Source organism: Mycolicibacterium sp. lyk4-40-TYG-92, assembly GCF_030209435.1.
GTDB lineage: Bacteria > Actinomycetota > Actinomycetes > Mycobacteriales > Mycobacteriaceae > Mycobacterium.
This window is the reverse complement of the sequence record NZ_JARVRX010000019.1, coordinates 43,408-61,930: the sequence shown is the minus strand read 5'-3', so window position 1 is coordinate 61,930 and position 18,523 is coordinate 43,408. Positions and strand designations below refer to the sequence as shown.

Sequence of the window (18,523 nt, the reverse complement as noted above, 5' to 3'; positions counted from 1 at the left end):
GATACCGCGTGCGTGGCTACCGGAATACTTCGCTGGTCAGGCGGCCTGAACTGTCAGTTCGTGAAGGCGACGATGACTTTCGCAACGGGTTACGCCGGCGTAAGTGCGATCTTGAACCGCATATACCGGACATGCCGAACCTGTGTATCCAGCCTTTTTAGCTAACAGATTGATAACGTCGAAGATGATCTGCGGCAGGCGCACGTCATCATTTGGTAATGACCAACGCAATTCGCCGGGAGCGCAACGTCGCGCCTCTCCGGTCCGCCGGCGGGCCTCTTCCGCAGGGCGTTCACGGTGCCGCTGACCCGAACTTCGCAACTGTGGTGCGGGCCTTTTCGGCCCTGTTCCCCAGCCGCTTTCTGGGCGGTGGTGCTCTCTCGGTGTATCTCGACGGCGTTCCCGTCGTCGACGTGTGGACGGGGTGGGCCGATCGGTGGGGCACCCGGCCATGGGACGCGGACACCGGCGCCATGGTCTTCTCGGCGACCAAGGGGTTGGCCTCGACCGTCATCCACCGCCTGGCGGATCGCGGCCTGATCGCGTACGACGCGCCCGTCGCCGACTACTGGCCGGCCTTCGCGGCCAACGGCAAGGCCGGCGTGACGGTGCGGGAGCTGATGCGGCACCGCGCCGGGCTCTCGCAGCTGAACGGTGCCACGCGCGAGGAGCTGATGGACCACCGCCTCATGGAACAGCGGCTGGCGGCGGCTCCGATGAGCTGGATGAAGGGACGTCCGGCGTACCACGCCATCACCTACGGCTGGCTGTTGTCCGGCCTGGCCCGCGCGGTGACCGGGCAGGGCATGCGGGACCTGTTCCGCACCGAGTTGGCGGAGCCGCTCGGCACCGACGGTCTGCATCTCGGCCGGCCGGCCGCGGATGCGCCCACGCGGCCCGCGCAGATCATCGGCCCGCAGTTCCGCATCCGCAATCCGCTGTTCGACGCGGTGGCGCCGCACGTGGCGAGGTTGCCCTTCTCGGGCGGGTTCGGGTCGATGTATTTCACCGGCATGCGGTCGATGGCACAGGGCGACACACCGCTGCTGGATTCCGAGATGCCGGGCGCCAACGGCGTGGCCACGGCGCGAGCGCTGGGCCGCCTCTACGGCGCGTTGGCCAACGGCGGCCAGATGGACGGCCTGCGCTTCCTGTCCGCGGGCACCGTGGCGCAGCTGCGGGGGCCGGGCAGCCTGTTTCCGGACCTGGGCCTCGGCCTGCCGATGGACTTCAACCTCGGGTACCACGGCACGCCGATCCCGGGAGTCATGCCCGGGTTCGGCCATGTCGGCCTGGGTGGCTCGCTGGGGTGGGCGGATCCCGATCGGGGACTGGCTTTCGGTTTCGTGCACAACCGCCTGTTGACGCCGCTGATGCTTGCCGATCAGGCCGGTTTCGTGGCGCTCGCGGCAATGGTGCGACGCGGCGCCGCACAGGCACGCAGCAACGGTTTCTGTCGGGTCATGGAGTTCGGTGCGCCATACGCGGATCCGGCCCCGGTTGCGGGTTGACGGAGTTTGCGCGTGCGAGATATGGGTCCGCTTCGGAAGCGATGCGGACCGCCCTCAGCACGGGACTTTCGAATACACGCAGATGTCCGGCATGTTGATTTTTTGCCCGTATCGAGCGGAGTTCGTCACACCAGATATTTCGTACCATGCGTATCTACAATTGCCGACAATACGATTTTATGGCCGCAGCCTGTAGTTCTGCGATTTTCATTGCGTTGCTCGAATTTCAATAACCATATCCATGCAAACATTTGCTCTCTCACCGGCTCTGCGTTGGCGCGGTGCTGGGGTGAACGATGTTCGCTACGGACCGCTATGCTTCCGCCCCGTGGCTGGTTCGAAATGGCTCCGAACCAAACCCCTGCGCAACGGCGCGCCGGGCGGGTTGGGCCTTCCGCGGCGAGTGTGCTGCGGATATCCGCTGCTGACGGTCGCCTAGTAGTGATTCGGCCGAAACGGGTAGCCCCGAATCGTCGGATCAGTTAATTTGACCCGGTAGGATTTCGAGCCAGTTTGTTTAACGCGGCAAAGACGATTTCGCAGAGATTTTGAGCGCGGTCTGCAAAGCCACCCGGCACGGTGTGTCGGAGTAGGGCCGGACTGCACGGAGAGGCGGTAGCTAAGTGGGTGGGTCACCGACGACACCCGTCGCGATCATCGGCATGGCATGCCGGCTTCCTGGCGGCATCAGTTCGCCGGACGAGCTGTGGGAAGCCCTGCTGCGCGGTGACGACCTGGTTACCAAAGTTCCGCTGGAACGGTGGGACGCAGAGGAGTACTACGACCCGGAGCCCGGCGTGCCCGGCCGGTCGGTCTCCAAGTGGGGCGGTTTCCTCGATGACGTTGCCGGCTTCGACGCCGACTTCTTCAACATCAGCGAGCGCGAAGCCACCGCGATCGACCCGCAGCACCGCCTGATCCTCGAAACCTCTTGGGAGGCCGTGGAGCACGCGGGCATCGACCCCGTCACCCTGGCCGGCTCGCTCACCGGTGTGTTCGTGGGTATGACCCACGGCGACTACCAGCTGCTGGCCGCCGACGCCCACGCCATCGAGGGCCCGTACGGCTTCACGGGTAACAACTTCAGCCTCGCCTCGGGTCGCGTCTCCTACCACCTCGGTGCGCACGGCCCGTCGTACACCGTCGACTCGGCCTGTTCGTCGAGCCTGCTCGCCATCCACAACGCGTGCCGCAGCCTGCACGACGGGGAGAGCGACGCCGCCCTCGCCGGCGGTGTGTCGATCATGCTGGAGCCGCGCAAGATGTCCTCGGGTTCTGCCCAGGGCATGCTGTCGCCGACCGGCCACTGCCACGCCTTCGACGTCGCCGCAGACGGCTTCGTCTCCGCCGAGGCGTCGGTCATGTTCATGATGAAGCGCCTGGACGACGCGCAGCGTGACGGCGATCGCGTTCTGGCGGTCATCCGCGGCACGGCGAGCAACCAGGACGGCCACACGGTCAACATCGCGACCCCAGGCGCGGACGCCCAGGTCGCGGTCTACCAGCGTGCGCTCGACCTCGCCGCGATCGATCCCGCCACCGTCGGCTACGTCGAGGCGCACGGCACCGGAACGCCGGTTGGTGATCCGATCGAATACTCAAGTCTGGCAACGGTTTACGGCAAGCAAGGGCCGGTCGTGCTGGGTTCGGTCAAGACCAATGTCGGGCATGCGCAGTCGGCATCGGGTGCCGTCGGCCTGATGAAGGCCGTCCTGGCCCTGCAGCACGGCGTGGTGCCGAAGAACCTCTATTTCAACGAGATGCCCGCCGAGATGGCGGCCATCAGCACCGGGCTGTTCGTGCCGACCGACCTCGTGCCGTGGCCGGCGACCGCCGACCACCCGCGCCGCGCCGCGGTGTCCGCCTACGGCCTGTCCGGCACCAACGTGCATGCCGTCGTCGAGCAGGCGCCGGCGGAGTCGTCGCCGCGCGTCGTCGGGTCCGAGGGCCAGGGGGGCTTGGCCGGTGATGGCAAACTCCTGTTCCCGGTGTCCTCCACCTCGGCCGACCAACTGCGCCGCACCGCCGGCAAACTGGCCGATTGGGCCGAGGCCCAGGGCGATGCCCTCGACCTTGCCGACACCGCCTACACACTGTCGCGTCGGCGCGCACACCGCCCGGTACGCGCCGCCGTCCTCGCCGAGGACGCCGCCGGCCTGATCCAGGCGCTCCGCGACGTCGCCGACAGCGAGACCCCCTACCAGCCGGCCGCCGGCAAGGGCGACCGCGGCCCGGTGTGGGTTTTCTCGGGCCAGGGTTCGCAATGGGCGGCCATGGGTGCCGGCCTGCTGGCCGCCGAGCCCGCCTTCGCCGCCGCCATCGCCGAGATCGAACCGCTCATCGAAGCGGAGTCGGGCTTCTCGATCACCGAGGCCATCACCGCCGGTGAGACCGTGACCGGCATCGACCGCATCCAGCCCGCCGTGTTCGCGATCCAGGTGGCGCTGGCCGCCACCCTGCGGTCCTACGGCGTGCAGCCGGGCGCGGTCATCGGCCACTCGATGGGCGAGTCGGCCGCGGCCGTCGTCTCCGGCGCACTGTCGCTGGAAGATGGCGTGAAGGTGATCTGCCGCCGGTCGAACCTGATGCTCAAGGTGTCCGGCTCGGGCGCCATGGCATCGGTAGAGCTGCCCGCCCAGCAGGTGCTCTCCGAGCTCGGCGCCCGCGGCGTCAGCGACGTCGTGCTGGCGGTCGTCGCCTCACCGCAGTCGACCGTCGTCGGTGGTGACAAGGACGCCATCCGCGCACTGGTCAAGGACTGGGACGAGCGGGGCGTCATGGCCCGCGAGGTCGCTGTCGACGTCGCGTCGCACACCCCACAGGTCGACCCGATCCTGGACGAGCTCGCCGACGCCCTCGAGGACCTCGAGCCCGACGAGCCGACGGTGCCGTACTACTCGGCCACGCAGTACGACCCGCGTGACCCTGCGGACTACGACGCGGACTACTGGGTCGACAACCTGCGCCACACCGTGCGTTTCGGTGCTGCCGTGCAGGCCGCCCTCGACGACGGCTTCCGGGTGTTCATCGAGCTGGCCCCGCACCCGCTGCTGGTGCACGCCGTCAACCAGAACGCCACGCACCAGGACATCGGCATCGCGGCCCTCGCCGCAATGCGCCGCGAACAGGACGTGCCGAACGGTCTGCGCGACGTCGTCGCCGATCTGCACGCCGCCGGCGCCGCCATCGACTTCTCGGCCATCTACCCCGACGGCGTGCTGGTCGACGTGCCGCTGCCGACCTGGACCCGCAACCACCTGATCCTGACGCGGGATCCGCACGAGCAGGCCCCCGGCGGGGCGTCGCTGGCCGTGCACCCGCTGCTCGGCGCACATGTGCGGCTCCCGGAGGAGCCCGAGCGGCACGTCTGGCAGTCCGACGTGGGCACCGGCGTGCAGCCCTGGCTGGGTGACCACCAGGTGCACAACGTCGCGGCGCTGCCGGGTGCGGCGTACTGCGAGATGGCACTCGGCGCGGCCCGCGAGGTGCTGGGCGAGGCCTCCGAGGTGCGCAACGTGACCTTCGAGGCGATGCTGCTGCTCGAGGAGGAGACCGCAGTGTCGGCGGTCGCCACGGCGGTTCCGTCGGGCGATATCGACTTCCTCGTCGAGACCTACCAGGACGGCGAGCAGGTGCGCCGCGCCGCGGCGACGCTGCACGCTGTCGAGGATGACGCGGCCCGCCCGGCGTACAACTTGGCCAAGCTGGTCGCCGCCCACACCGAAGACGTCGACGGTGGCGACCTGCGGGCCTGGTTCGCCGATCGCGGCATCCAGTACGGCCCGGCGTTCTCCGGCCTGACGGCGGCCCACACCACCGCGGGCACCACGGTGCTCGCCGCGGTCGCGCTGCCCGGTGCCATCCGGTCGCAGCAGAGCGCCTACACCGTGCACCCGGCGCTGCTCGACGCCTGCTTCCAGGCGGTTGCCGCGCATCCCGATCTGCACGGCGACACCACCGGCGCGCTGATGCTGCCGCTGGGCGTCGGCAGGTTGCGGGCCTACGAGTCGACCCGCAACGCGCACTACTGCTACGTCAAGCTCGTCGGACTCTCGCCGACCGCTGTCGAGGCCGACATCGATGTGCTCGACGAGAACGGTGCGGTGCTGCTCGCGGTGAGCGGCCTGCGGCTCGGCACCGGCGTGTCGGAGGAGGGCCAGCGCGAGCGGCTCCTCAATGAGCGCTTGCTGAACATCGAGTGGCGCAGCCAGGATGCCCCGGTCGCCAACGTGGTCGATCCGGGCCGCTGGCTGTTGATCTCGGCGGCCGCCGACGCGGACAGCCTGACCGAGAAGCTGTCCGAGGTGCTGCAGTCCGACGAGGCCGACGTCTCCACCATGGCGTGGCCGGCCGATGCCGACCATGCGTCGAACCTCGAGTCGCTGCAGGCCACGCTGACGGCCAAGCCCTTCAAGGGCGTCGTCATCGTCACGGGTGCGCCCGAGGGTTCGGCCGCTTCGGCTTCCGCTGCCACCGCACAGCGCGGTGTGGCGCAGGTCGAGCAGCTCGTACACATCGTGCGGGGCCTGCCGGACGTGCCGGGTCAGCCGGCTCGGCTGTACGTACTCACTCGGGGCGCCCGCACCGTGGCGCCGGGCGACGTGGCCAACCTGGAGCAGGGCGGCATCCGCGGCTTCATGCGCGCCATCGGCATGGAGTACCCGGCGATGCGGCCGACGCAGATCGACCTGGACGTGCAGGCCGACGTCGCGCACGTCGCCGCCGAACTGCTGTCCGGTTCCGAAGAGGACGAGACCGCATGGCGGTCGGGCGAGTGGTTCACCGCGCGCCTGAACCTGAGCCAGTTGCAGCCCGAGGAACGCCGCACCACCGTCGTGCGGCCCGAGACCGACGGCGTGCAGCTTCAGATCAGGACACCCGGCGACCTGTCGTCGGCGGAGCTGGCGGCCTACGAGCGCGTCGCTCCGGGACCGGGTCAGATCGAGGTGTCGGTCGCCGCGTCGAACCTCAACTTCGCCGACGTGCTGGTCGCCTACGGCCGGTACCCGAGTTTCGAGGGCCGGCTGCCGCAGCCGGGCGCGGACTTCGCCGGTGTGGTCACCGCCGTCGGACCGGGCGTCACCGATCATCAGATCGGCGATCGGGTGGCGGGCATCTCGCTGACCGGCGCCTGGAAGACGTTCGTCACCTGCGATGCGAACCTGGCGGTGAAGATTCCGGACGACCTGCCCGAGGGCAGCGCGGCGGCGGTACCCAGTGCGCACGCCACCGCGTGGTACGGCCTGCACAACCTGGCCCGGATTCAGGCCGGCGACAAGGTGCTGATCCACTCCGGCACCGGTGGTGTGGGCCAGGCCGCCATCGCCATCGCCCGCGCCGCGGGTGCCGAGATCTACGCCACCGCGGGAAGCGACGACCGTCGGAACCTGTTGCGCAGCTGGGGAATTCAGCACGTCTACGATTCCCGCAGCACCGCCTTCGCCGAGGAGATCCGCCGCGACACCGACGGCTACGGCGTCGACGTCGTGCTGAACTCGCTGCCGGGTGCGGCGCAGAAGGCGGGCGTCGAACTGCTGACCTTCGGCGGGCGCTTCGTCGAGATCGGCAAGCGCGACATCTACGGCGACACCCGGATGGGCCTGTTCCCGTTCCGCCGGAACCTGTCGTTCTATGCGCTGGACCTGGCGCTGCTGACGCTGACCAACCCCGACATCACGCGCGGCATGCTGGAGACGATCTTCGGACAGATCGCCGAGGGCGTGCTGCCGGTGCCGGACACCACGCACTACCCGCTGAGCGAGGCAGGCACCGCCATCCGCGTGATGGGCGCGGCCGGCCACACCGGCAAGCTCGTGCTCGACATCCCGCACACCGGGGAGTTCGAGGCGGTGCTGTCGCCGGAGCAGGCTCCGGTGTACCGCGCGGACGGCTCCTACATCGTCACCGGTGGTCTGAGCGGCCTCGGCCTGTTCCTGGCCGAGAAGCTCGCCGCCGGCGGTTGCGGACGCATCGTGCTCAATGCGCGTTCGGAGCCGAGTGCGGCGACGGCGAAGGCCATCGAGGCCGTCAGGAGCAAGGGCGCCGAGGTCGAGGTGGTGCTGGGCGACATCGCTGCCGCCGACACCGCCGCGCGTCTGGTCGCCGCGGCCGAGTCGACCGGAAAGCCGCTGCGCGGCGTGCTGCACGGCGCCGCAGTGGTCGAGGACGCGACGTTGCCGAACATCACCGACGAGCTGATCGAGCGCGACTGGGCTCCGAAGGTGTACGGCGCGTGGTACCTGCACGAGGCGACCGCGGGGTCCGAGCTGGACTGGTTCTGCTCGTTCTCGTCGGCAGCCGCCATGGTGGGTTCGCCCGGACAGGGCGCCTACGCCGCGGCGAACAGCTGGCTGGACGCGTTCACCCAGTGGCGCCGTGCCCAGGGGCTGCCGGCGACGGCCATCGCCTGGGGTGCCTGGGCCAAGATCGGCGCCGGGCAGGGCATGGCGGCCGACGAGGCCATGGCGATCGATCCGGAGGACGGCGCATACGCGTTCGACGCGATCATCCGCCACGATCGCGCCTACGCGGGCTACGCGCCGGTGGCCGGCGCCGACTGGCTGGTGGCTTTCGCCCAGACGAGCAAGTTTGCGGAGTCGTTCGCCAACATCGGGCGCGGCGGAGCGGGCACCAGCGAATTCCTCGCGGAGTTCCACGCACTGTCGGAGGAGGAACGGCCGGCTCGGCTGAGGCGCCTGATTACCGACGCTATGTCTATGATACTTAGGCGATCTGTCGACCCCGACCGTCCGTTGGCCGAGTACGGCCTCGATTCGCTCGGGGCGCTGGAACTGCGGACCCGTATCGAAGCTGAGACGGGAGTCCGGATCGGTTCGTCGGACATCACGAATGTCCGCGCACTGGCAGAACGCCTGGGGGAGGCGATTTCGACGGCGATTTCGACATGACGGGTCAGAGTAGGGCGTCACAGGAGCCGCGCGCTGAATTCACCGAAGCACAGGAGAGTGAGCATGGTTGCGATTAGGACCATCCATGACTGGATGGGTTCCTCGGGTGTCCTGACTTCCTGGAACCCTTCCTCTGCGTCGCTCACCAAGCTGCGCAACGCACCGGTCAGTCCGGTGCCGGTCAGCTACCAGCAGAGCCAGCACATCCGCGCGTTCCGTTCGCACGAGAGCAACGGCACGGACATGGCCCGGCTGAACATCGCCGCATGGGACATGCCGGGCAAGTGCGACGTCCGGGCGATGACCCACGTCATCAACGCCTACGTACGCCGGCACGACACGTTCCACAGCTGGTTCGAGCTGACGGAAGACGACGTCGTCGTCCGCCGGACGGCGAAGAGCCCGCGCGACATCAAGCTGGTGGCGACCGAGCACGGTGAGATGAACGCCCAGCAGTGGCGTGACCACGTGCTCGCAACGCCCGATCCGCTGCAGTGGGACTGCTTCCACTTCGGCATCATCCAGCGCGACGACCACTTCACCTTCTACTTCAGCATCGACCACGTGCATACCGATGCGCTGCTGATGGGACTGGTGCTCGTCGAGATCCACCTGATGTACGCGGCCCTGGTCAGTGGTGCTCCGCCGATCCCGCTCGCCGACGCCGGCAGCTACGACGACTACTGCGTCAAGCAGGCGGAGTACACCTCGTCGCTGACGCTGGAGTCGCCGGAGGTCAAGGACTGGATCAAGTTCGCCGAGGCCAACGACGGCACCCTGCCGTGCTTCCCGCTGCCGCTCGGCGACCCGTCGGTGCCGTGCGGCGGCGAGATGCTGACCGTTCGGCTGATGGACAAGCATCAGTCGGAGCGGTTCGAGTCAGCCTGCCTGTCCGCGGGTGCCCGCGTGATCGGTGGCGTCATCGCGTGCGCGGCACTCGCCGAGCACGAGTTGACGGGCGAGCCGATCTACAACGTCATCACCCCGACCACGACGCGCCGCACCCCGGCCGAGTTCATGACCACGGGCTGGTTCACCGGCGTCGTGCCGATCAGCGTCCCCGTGGTGCCGGAGTCGTTCGGCGACACCGCCCGCGCCATGCAGAAGGCGTTCGACGCCGGCCTGGACCTCGCGCACGTCCCGTTCGAGCGGGTGCTGGAACTGGCCGAGGGCAAGGTGCCGGGCATCCGCAAGGCGGACCCGGGCGTGCCGATGGTGTCGTACCTCGACACCAATCTGCCGCCGCTGTCGCCGGCGATCATGAACGAATGGGAACGGCTCAACGGCCGTGTGTACAGCGATGCCCGCTCGGCGTACCAGATCGGCATCTGGGTGAACCGTTCCGAGAAGGAAACCTCGGTCACCATCGCCTACCCGGACAACCCCATCGCACGTGAATCGGTGGACAAGTACCTGCACGCGATGCGCGCGGTGTACCTACGTGTCGCCGACGGAGGTTCTGGTGCGGGACGTTCGGATGCCTTGCGCCACAACGGTTGCCGCAGCGAACTGATTCGAGCTGTGAAGGGCTGACCTGTGACGACCTCCACGCGCCCGTCGCGTGTGCCTTTGCTGCGCCGCTGGCTGGCTGACGGCGACGACGATCAGAGCCGGGTGCTCGACTACGTCGACCAGGCGATGTTCCTGGGCCTGCGGGCGACCGGTCAGGCTGCCGTCATGCAGTTCGGCTGGGTGTACGAACACCCGGTGGACATGGATGGTTTGCGCCGGTTCCACTACAACTTCGGTCACGGCCTCGGCGGCCGCCAGATCGAGCCGTCGATCCTGCCGTTCGGCCGGCACCGCTGGGTGTCGGCGCTCGGACCGCCGGCGCCGATCCGGATGTACGACACCGTGCGTCCCCGGTCGGAACTCGGCGACTTCCTCGACGAGCACGCACAGATCCCGGTCGATCCGGAATTCGGGCCGACCTGGCACATGGGTGTGCAGCCGTTGGACGACGGTGCCACCGTCGTCAGCCTGGTGGGTTCGCATTGCATCGCCGACGGTGGCGGCGCCATGCTGACGGTGTTCGAGTCGGTGACGGGCCAGCGACGTGACCTCGGTCTGCCGCAGCCGCACTCCCGGTCCCGATGGGGTGCGATGCGCGCAGATCTGCGCCAGACCTTCCGCGATCTGCCTGAACTCGGTCGTTCGATCAAGTCGGCGGCGAAGCAGGCCTACCAGAAGCGCAGCGAGCTGCGGCGCTCCGGAAAGTCCGCGGCGGCCCATCTGGATTCGGCCAGCGCCAAGGAAAACCTGGTGGTACCGGCGATCTTTGCGTTCATCGACGCCGCCGAATTCGATACTCGGGCCAAGGCGCTGGGCGGAAACAGCTACGCGTTGATCGCCGGTTTCGCCGCGAGGTTGTCCGAGCGGATGGGCCGGTACAGCGAGGCCGAAGGTGTGGTACCGCTGGTGGTGCCGATCAACGACCGCACGCTGGAGGACACCCGAGCCAACGCGGTGCTGATCGGCGACGCCCGGGTCAATCCGAAGGGCGTCACCGAAGACCTGACCGAAACGCGGATGGTCATCAAGGAAGCCCTCCGGAAGATGCGCGAGGAGCCCGACGAGAAGTTGGAGCTGCTGCCGCTCACACCGTTCATCCCGAAACGAGCAGTCACCCAGGCCGCTGACATCGCGGTCGGCTTCGGCGAGCTGCCGGTGTTCTGCTCGAACCTCGGGGTGCTGCCCGACGACCTGGCGCGCGTCGACGGCACCCAGGCCGAATACGTCATGGCTCGCGGGGTGGACGGCCAGGTGCCCCGCGGGGTGCTGGAGCACCGCAAGGGCATTCTGACCGTCATCTCGATGCAGATGATCGGCCGGGTTTCGATGGCCGTGATCGGCTACCAGCCCGGCGCCGAGAACACCAAGGCGACGCTGCGCGCGCACGTGGAAGCGACCCTGGCCGAGTTCGGCCTCTCCGCGGTATACGAATAATCCGCGTAATCCCCAGTCCCACAACCGAATAACCGAAGTGAAGGGCCAGGTCTATTTTGTCCACTGATACCCGGTCGAAGAGGATCGGCCGCGGCCGGTTCGGCACGCTGCCGCAGGAGCTGGACCGTCCGCAGGACCGTCTGGACTACATGGACGAGGCGACCTTCCTGTCGTACCGGGCCAGTGGCCGGGTGCAGGTGATGCTGGCGCTGTGGTTCTACGAAGGGCCGGTCGACATCGACGGTCTGCGCCGTTTCCACGCGAACTTCGGCCGGAGCCTGGCGGCCCGGCGCATCGAGCGCTCGCCGCTGCCGTTCGGGCGGGCCCGCTGGGTGGCCGCACCGGCCGTCGAGCGACTGCTCGACATCGCCGAAACCGCCCGTCCGCGTTCGGAACTGACCGACTGGCTGGAGGAACGGTCGCAGATTCCGATCGATCCGGAACACGGCCCCGGCTGGCACCTCGGCGTCCAGAAGTTCAGTGACGGTTCGACGGGTGTCGCGCTGGCGCTGTCGCACTGCCTGATCGACGGCACCGGTGCGGTGGCCGCGATCATGGAATCGGTGCTCGGACAGGGTCGCGATCTGGGTTACGCGCAACCGGGCTCGCGCACCCGCTGGCAGGGGATCCGCGCCGACCTGCGCCAGGCCCGGCGCGACTGGCCCGAGGTCCGCCGGACCGTGGTGGCCGCCGCGAAGATGCTCCACCGCAGGCGGCACGAAATCTCCCAATCGGGTGACACCCGGCCCGCGGCGACGGCAGGCAAGCCCGACGAGTATGTGCTGCTGCCGTTCGCCGGCACCCACATCGATGTCGAGCAGTGGGATGCCAAGTGCGCAACGCTCGGCGGCAACACCTACTCTCTGGCCGCGGCATTCGCCGCCCGGCTGGGGGTGCGGATGGAACGGCATCGCAAGCACGACAACAACATTGCCCTCATGGTGGCGGTCAACGACCGGACCTCCATGGACGACACCCGCGCCAACGCCATGGCGTTCGCCAACCTCACCGTCGACCCGACCCACGTGGCCAAGGACCTGACGGACCTGCGGGGCGCGCTGCGCACGTCGCTCTCGACGGCCAAGGAACAGCCGGACGAGTCGTTCATCCTGCTGCCGCTGACGCCGTTCATCCCGCTGCGCGCCGTGAACAAGACTGCCGACCTGGTGCTCGGTGACATGCCGGTCACGTGCTCCAACTTCGCCGAGCTGCCGGACCTGATGTGCCGGCCCGACGGCGTCAACCAGGCGACGTTCCTGAATTGCTGGGGCGTGGAACAGAAGGTCAAGCGGTCCGACATCGAGCGACCCGGCGGCCTGCTGGTGGTCGCATCCGGCCGCTACAACGGCCGGGTGAACCTCGGCATCGTCGGATATCAGGTGGGCGCCGCGAACACCCGGGCCGCACTGCGCGAACTCGTCCGGGAGACGCTCGACGAATTCGGCCTCACGCCGCTCACCATCTACTAGTGGGCAGGTCCGCCCGGGCCCCTAACGGGCCTGGGCGGCCTTCTCCAGCAGATCTGCGGTGCGCGCGACGCTGTCCGCGGGTTTCGTCATACGCGCGGCGGCGGCACGGACCCGGTCGGTGCACTCCGGCTGCAGCGCGGTGCGCAGCGCGGCCTTCAGCGATGCCGGCGTGGTCTTCGAGAAGCGGCGCGACGCGCCCAGGTGCAGCTTCTTGACCTGGCCGGCCCACACCGGCTGATCGGCACTGACCCAGAGCACGACCGTCGGTACCCCGGCGCGCAGCCCGGCGGCGGTGGTGCCGGCGCCGCCGTGATGGACCAGGGCCCGGCACAGTGGGAACACCGCGGCATGGTTGACCGCACCGACCAGCTTCACGTGGTCACCCAGTGCGGTGTCCGGCAGATTCCAGACGCCCGAGCTGATCAGCGCCCGCTCGCCGAGCTCGGCGCAGACCGCGTCGATCATCGCCACGGCGTCGGCGGGGGATTCCACCGGCATGCTGCCGAAGCCGAAATAGATGGGCGGCTTGCCATTTGCGATCCATGCCATCACGTCGGCGTCGGTGTCGGTCTGCAGCTCCATCGACATCGACCCGACCAGGGGCTTGGCATCGCCGTACTCGGCGGCGAGCCCGGGGAACAGCACCTCGTCGTAGGCCTGGATTTCGAGTGCCCCGCGGTCCTCGATGCGGCGGACGGCCCGCACGGTGGCCGGCGGCAGGCCCAGGGTGCGCCGCTGGATGTCCTCGGCTTCTTTGAGCATGCGCCAGTGGAACCATTCACCGACCGCGAAGCCGCGGCGGATCAGCGGCAGCGGCAGCGGTACCGGCAGTACCTGGCTGTTGGGACGGAACGGGAAGTAGTGCAGCGCGGCCAACGGGATGTCGAAATGCTCGGCGACGTTGGCGGCGACCTCCTGGTAGGTGGTCCCGGCGAGCAGCAGATCCGCGTCTGCGGCGACCTCCGTGAGGGTGGCACTCATGTCCTGCCAGCCCTGCGTCATGTAGTCCCGGAGTTCGCGGATCACGCTCACGGGGTTCTTGATGCTCAGATGGTCGCGAAAGATGTCCGCATCCAGTTGCTGCTGAGAATCCACGCCGTAGCTGGCGGGCTCGGGAAGACCTGCCGAAGCGACGAACGAAACCAGATTCGGCGGGACTGCCATGCGCACTTCGTGGCCACGGCGCAGCAATTCTCTGGCCACGGCACCGCTGGGCTCGATGTCTCCACGCGTGCCATGGATGGCGATAGCAAACTTCACAGGACGCCAAGCATAACGGTCTGCCGCTGATCTCCGCATTGCTGGCATGGGAATGGCAACGAGGACGCCCGGCACCCGAAGGCGCGGCGCAGGATGGATGACTTCGTCAGTGGCACACCCGATTACAGCACGGCGGCGCGCAAGCGGCTCTTCGGCGGCTTCGATATTGAGGTCGCGGTCGGTGCATCTGATCGGTTTGCGGCGTGTAGCCTGTCGGGGATGCTGAAACGTGCCAGGCCAAGCGGTGCTTTGGCACATGCGGGTTTCGCCGCCCTCGGCAAGTACGTGGTGCGGCGTCCCGTCGTGGTTCTGGCCGCCTGGGTCGGGTTGGCGGCCGTCCTTTTTCTCGCGCTGCCGACGCTGGTCGACGTGGCCGGCCGCCGCCCGCCGCCCTTCCTGCCCGACGACGCTCCGACGCTGATCGCCAGCAACGGCATGAAGAACGCCTTCCGCGAAGCCGACGCCGGCAACATCGCGGTCGTCCTGCTGACGAACGACCATGGCATCAGCAAGGACGACGAAGAGGTCTACCGCCGCCTCGTCGACAAGCTCAACGCCGACAAGACCAACGTCCGGTCGACGCAGGACTTCATCCACATCCCCGAGCTGCGCCAGGTGATGGCCAGCAAGGACGGCAAGGCGCTGCAGCTGCCCGTCAGCCTCGTCGGCAGCATGGGTACCGGGCCGGGTCAGAAGGCCTTCAGCAATGCCAAGAAGACCATCGAAGAAGTGGTCAAGGGTAGCGATCTCACGCTGAACATCGTGGGCGCTTCGGCGACGTTCCAGGACATCAATGAAATCGGCGCCCGCGATCAGCACATGATCGAGACGGCGACCGCCGTCCTGGTCTTCTCGATTCTGATGATCGTCTACCGAAGTCTGGTGGCGATGCTGTTGCCGCTGGTGACGATCGGCGTCTCGCTGATCGTCGCGCAGCAGTTGGTGGCCGGTCTGGGCCTGATGGGGCTCGCGGTCGGACCGCAGACCCTGGTGCTGATGACCGGCATGATGATGGGCGCCGGCACCGACTACGCCATATTCCTGTTCAGCCGATATCAGGAGTTCATCCGGCAGGGAGTGTCCAACGATCAGGCGCTGGTGTCTGCCCTGACCTCGATCGGTGAAGTCATCGCCGGCTCGGCCGGCACCGTCGCCATCACCTTCCTGGCCCTCTCGTTCGCCACTCTCGGGGTTTTCGCCACCATCGGGCCGGCGCTCGCGGTGACCGTGCTGATCGGTTTCTTCGCGTCGGTCACCATGCTGCCGGCGCTGATCGTCCTGGTCGGCCGGCGCGGCTGGATCAAGCCGCGCAAGGACATGACGGGCAAGTTCTGGCGCCGCTCGGGTGTCAACATCGTGCGCCGCCCGGTGACCCACCTGGCCGGCAGCCTCGCGGTGTTGCTGGTGCTCGCCGGCTGCGCGACCCTGGTCCGCTACAACTACGACAACCGCAAGGACCTCGACCCGAGCGCCGCCAGCAACATCGCCTACGAGGCCCTGAACAAGCACTTCCCGGTCAGCTCCACGATGCAGCAGTTCATCCTCATCCAGTCGCCGCGCGACCTCCGGGCTCCGAAGTCGCTCGCCGACATGGAGCAGATGGCGCAGCGCGTCGCCCAGCTGCCGCACATCGACGCCGTCCGCGGTATCACCCGTCCGACCGGCGACGTGCTGGAACAGGCCAAGGCGACCTACCAGGCCGGTGAGGTCGGCAGCAAGCTCAAGGACGCCTCGAACCTCATCAACGGGAACGACGCGCTGCTGCAGAAGCTGGTCGACGGCGAGTACCAGCTCGCCGATGCGCTGAACCAGATCCGCACACAGGTGCTCGGTGGGATCGGCCCGGTGCGGCAGATGCTGACCCAGATGTCGGCGCTGCAGAAGCAGTACGGCGGCTCGAAGACGCTGGACGATCTGGACAAATCGGCCAAGATGGTGTCCCAGATGACGTCCTTGGGCGACGCCGTGGGCGGGCAGCTGGTCCGCGTCGGGGACGTCTACAAGTGGTCCGGAAAAGCCCTCGAGACGCTGAATGCAACGCCGTTCTGCAACTACTACCCGGCGTGCAACGACCTGAAGATCGGGCTGCAGAACGTCAACGACGGCAACGACCCCGAGACCGTGCAGAAGGTCATCAACCTCGGCCACATGCTGCAGCAGTACAAGAGTGACCCCGGGATGGACGACAAGGTCCGCGGGATGGGCACCAACATCGAGAGCATCACCGGCCTGCTCAAGCAGCTGCGCCTGTACGACACCGCGGATCTCGAGCGGCGCCTCCAACAGGCGGTCGACGGCGTCAACCTGCTGGCCGATTCGAGCAAGCAGCTCGCCGACGGCGTGAAGTTGCTGGTCGACCAGGTCCGGGGGATGGGCGGTGGTCTGAACCAGGCGTCGTCGTTCCTGCTCGGTATGCGCCGCGACGCCAATACCCCGCAGATGGCCGGTTTCTACGTGCCACCGGAGATTCTGAGCCGCAACGAGTTCGAGAAGGCCGCGACGCTGTTCGTGTCCCCGGACGGCCACACGGTGCGTTACCTGGTGCAGACGGCGCTGAACCCGTTCGGTACGGAAGCCATGGACCAGACCAACGCGATCGTCAAGGCGGCCCAGACGGCGCTGCCCAACACGACGCTGTCGGACGCGAAGGTGTCGATGGTCGGCCTGTCCGCGGTGAACCGCGATATCCGCGACTACTACAACAGCGACATCCAGTACATCGTCATCGTGACGCTGATCGTGGTGTTCCTGATCCTGGTGCAGCTGCTGCGGTCCGTCGTGGCGCCGCTCTACCTGGTGCTGTCGGTGGTGCTGTCGTACGGTTCGGCGCTGGGCATCGGGGTGGTGTTCTTCCAGTTCATCTTGGGCTACGACATCTCGTGGAGCGTGCCCGGTATCGCGTTCCTGGTGCTGGTGGCGGTCGGCGCCGACTACAACCTGCTGCTGATATCCCGAATACGCGACGAGGCCAAATGGGGCGTCCGCTCGGCGATCGTGAAAACGGTCGCCGCGACCGGCGGTGTCATCACCTCTGCCGGCCTGATCTTCGCGGCGTCGATGCTCGCGATGACGGTCAGTAGCATTCTGGGCGCCGTGCAGCTCGGCTTCATCATCGGTATCGGCCTGCTGCTGGACACATTCATCGTCCGAACGGTGACGGTGCCGGCGACGGCGGCACTCCTCGGTGACGCGAACTGGTGGCCGTCCAAGTCACCGCGACGCAAGCGGGAAGAGGCCGAGGAAGCCGCGGCCCTGGCCGCCACCGAACGGCTGCTGGCCGAGCGGAAGGCCCGCCGTGAGTCGGACGAGGTCGAGCCGTGCCCGGAGTGCGGTTACGCGGCGACCTGTGACGCCTGCCAGATGACGACGGCCTTCGAGGCCGCCGGAGCGGTACAGCACCGCGGCTTCTTCGGCTGAGCCGATATCGAATTTCCGAGAAATTGAACTATCTCGTCAATAAACCTGGTTGAATTCCTGCTGTCCGGTGGGGGGATTCAGACGTCGATTTGTGCGAAGGGCCCGACGCGATCGCACCGCGACTCTGAAGAACAGGATATTCGATAACCGATGGATCTCCGGAAATTCGTTGACGCATTACGGCCACTCCCAGGATGGATCGGGGGTGGCATTCTCGATTGGTACCAGCTCGGGCTCAGAAAGCCGCGCGACGCGACGACCTATTACGGGGCCACCTTCCATTGCGACCCCGTCGACTCAATTCAGCGCAGCATCATCTACTACGGCGTGTGGGAACCGGCCATTTCCCGGATCATCGAAAGCAGTCTCGCGCCGGGCGATCTGTTCGTCGACATCGGCGCGAACATCGGCTACGACACCATGCTCGCGGCGACGCGCGCCGACGTCGTCGCGATCGAGGCGGCACCCCACATTTACCGGAAACTGCTGCACAACCTGGACCGCAACCCGGAACTCGCCGGCCGTGTCCGGCCGGTGAATCTTGCGGTATCCGACCGTGTGGGCGAACTCGACCTGTACGACTTCGGCCCCCGCAACATCGGCGCCACCACCACGTTGCCGTCGCGCCACGGAAAGAAATGCGCCACGGTCGCGGCGGCGCCGTTGCTGGATATCCTGTCGGCCGAAGAATTGGCACGTGTGCGGCTGATCAAGATGGACGTCGAAGGTGCTGAAACGACCATTCTCAACGACGTTTTCGACCACATCGATGCGTTTCCCGAGAATATGAGCATCATTTTCGAGGCCAATCCCGAAGACGACCAATCCGCATTCGATGTGCTGTTCAAACGAATTCAGCAAAACTTCGCGGCCTACGAAGTGGAGAACGGCTACAGCAATGCCTGGTACCTGAAATGGCGAGAACACCCGCTCACCGAGATTCGAACAGCCCCGGTGCGCCGAACCGATATTCTCCTGACCCGCGCATAGCGCGAGCGTCGCCCACCTCGGG

The 18,523-nt window shown here is 67.4% G+C and carries 8 protein-coding genes; 7 read left to right on the top strand and 1 reads right to left on the bottom strand.

Going from position 1 to position 18,523, the window contains the following annotated elements:
• Positions 1–218: 218 nt before the first annotated feature.
• From lipL to QRN63_RS24205, 5 genes are all read left to right on the top strand, one after another.
• Positions 219–1,511 carry an esterase/beta-lactamase LipL gene (gene lipL, locus QRN63_RS24225; protein WP_267317372.1) on the top strand — a complete coding sequence of 431 codons (1,293 nt, stop codon included), beginning with the start codon at positions 219–221 and terminating at the stop codon, positions 1,509–1,511.
• A 662-nt stretch (positions 1,512–2,173) separates the two neighbouring features.
• Positions 2,174–8,419 carry a sulfolipid-1 biosynthesis phthioceranic/hydroxyphthioceranic acid synthase gene (pks2, locus tag QRN63_RS24220; RefSeq protein WP_502888188.1) on the top strand — a complete coding sequence of 2,082 codons (6,246 nt, stop codon included), beginning with the start codon at positions 2,174–2,176 and terminating at the stop codon, positions 8,417–8,419.
• A gap of 63 nt (positions 8,420–8,482) precedes the next feature.
• Positions 8,483–9,952: a condensation domain-containing protein gene (locus tag QRN63_RS24215; protein ID WP_267317374.1), complete on the top strand. Its 1,470-nt coding sequence runs from the start codon at positions 8,483–8,485 to the stop codon at positions 9,950–9,952.
• 3 nt (positions 9,953–9,955) lie between these two features.
• Positions 9,956–11,365, top strand: a complete 1,410-nt coding sequence (locus tag QRN63_RS24210) for a hypothetical protein (RefSeq protein ID WP_285033496.1) — start codon at positions 9,956–9,958, stop codon at positions 11,363–11,365.
• A 56-nt stretch (positions 11,366–11,421) separates the two neighbouring features.
• Entirely contained in the window at positions 11,422–12,834 is a 1,413-nt protein-coding gene (locus QRN63_RS24205; protein WP_285033495.1) for a condensation domain-containing protein, read from the top strand.
• A gap of 21 nt (positions 12,835–12,855) precedes the next feature.
• Here the strand turns inward: QRN63_RS24205 and QRN63_RS24200 are convergent, their stop codons facing one another.
• The gene (locus tag QRN63_RS24200; protein WP_267317377.1) at positions 12,856–14,094 is read right to left on the bottom strand and encodes a glycosyltransferase; all 1,239 of its coding nucleotides are present in this window, start codon (positions 14,092–14,094) and stop codon (positions 12,856–12,858) included.
• A gap of 93 nt (positions 14,095–14,187) precedes the next feature.
• On the opposite strand from QRN63_RS24200, the gene QRN63_RS24195 reads away from it, so the two are divergent.
• Together QRN63_RS24195 and QRN63_RS24190 are read left to right on the top strand one after the other, a co-directional pair.
• Entirely contained in the window at positions 14,188–17,511 is a 3,324-nt protein-coding gene (locus QRN63_RS24195; protein WP_267317378.1) for an MMPL/RND family transporter, read from the top strand.
• A gap of 150 nt (positions 17,512–17,661) precedes the next feature.
• A complete protein-coding gene (locus QRN63_RS24190; protein WP_285033494.1) occupies positions 17,662–18,501 on the top strand; it encodes an FkbM family methyltransferase in 840 nt (279 codons plus the stop codon).
• Positions 18,502–18,523: the final 22 nt, after the last annotated feature.

Excerpts from the sequence above, each read along its gene's own strand:
- lipL (WP_267317372.1), top strand. The coding sequence starts at position 219 with ATGACCAACGCAATTCGCCGGGAGCGCAACGTCGCGCCTCTCCGGTCC.
- pks2 (WP_502888188.1), top strand. The coding sequence starts at position 2,174 with ATGGCATGCCGGCTTCCTGGCGGCATCAGTTCGCCGGACGAGCTGTGG.
- QRN63_RS24215 (WP_267317374.1), top strand. The coding sequence starts at position 8,483 with ATGGTTGCGATTAGGACCATCCATGACTGGATGGGTTCCTCGGGTGTC.
- QRN63_RS24195 (WP_267317378.1), top strand. The coding sequence starts at position 14,188 with ATGGATGACTTCGTCAGTGGCACACCCGATTACAGCACGGCGGCGCGC.
- QRN63_RS24190 (WP_285033494.1), top strand. The coding sequence starts at position 17,662 with ATGGATCTCCGGAAATTCGTTGACGCATTACGGCCACTCCCAGGATGG.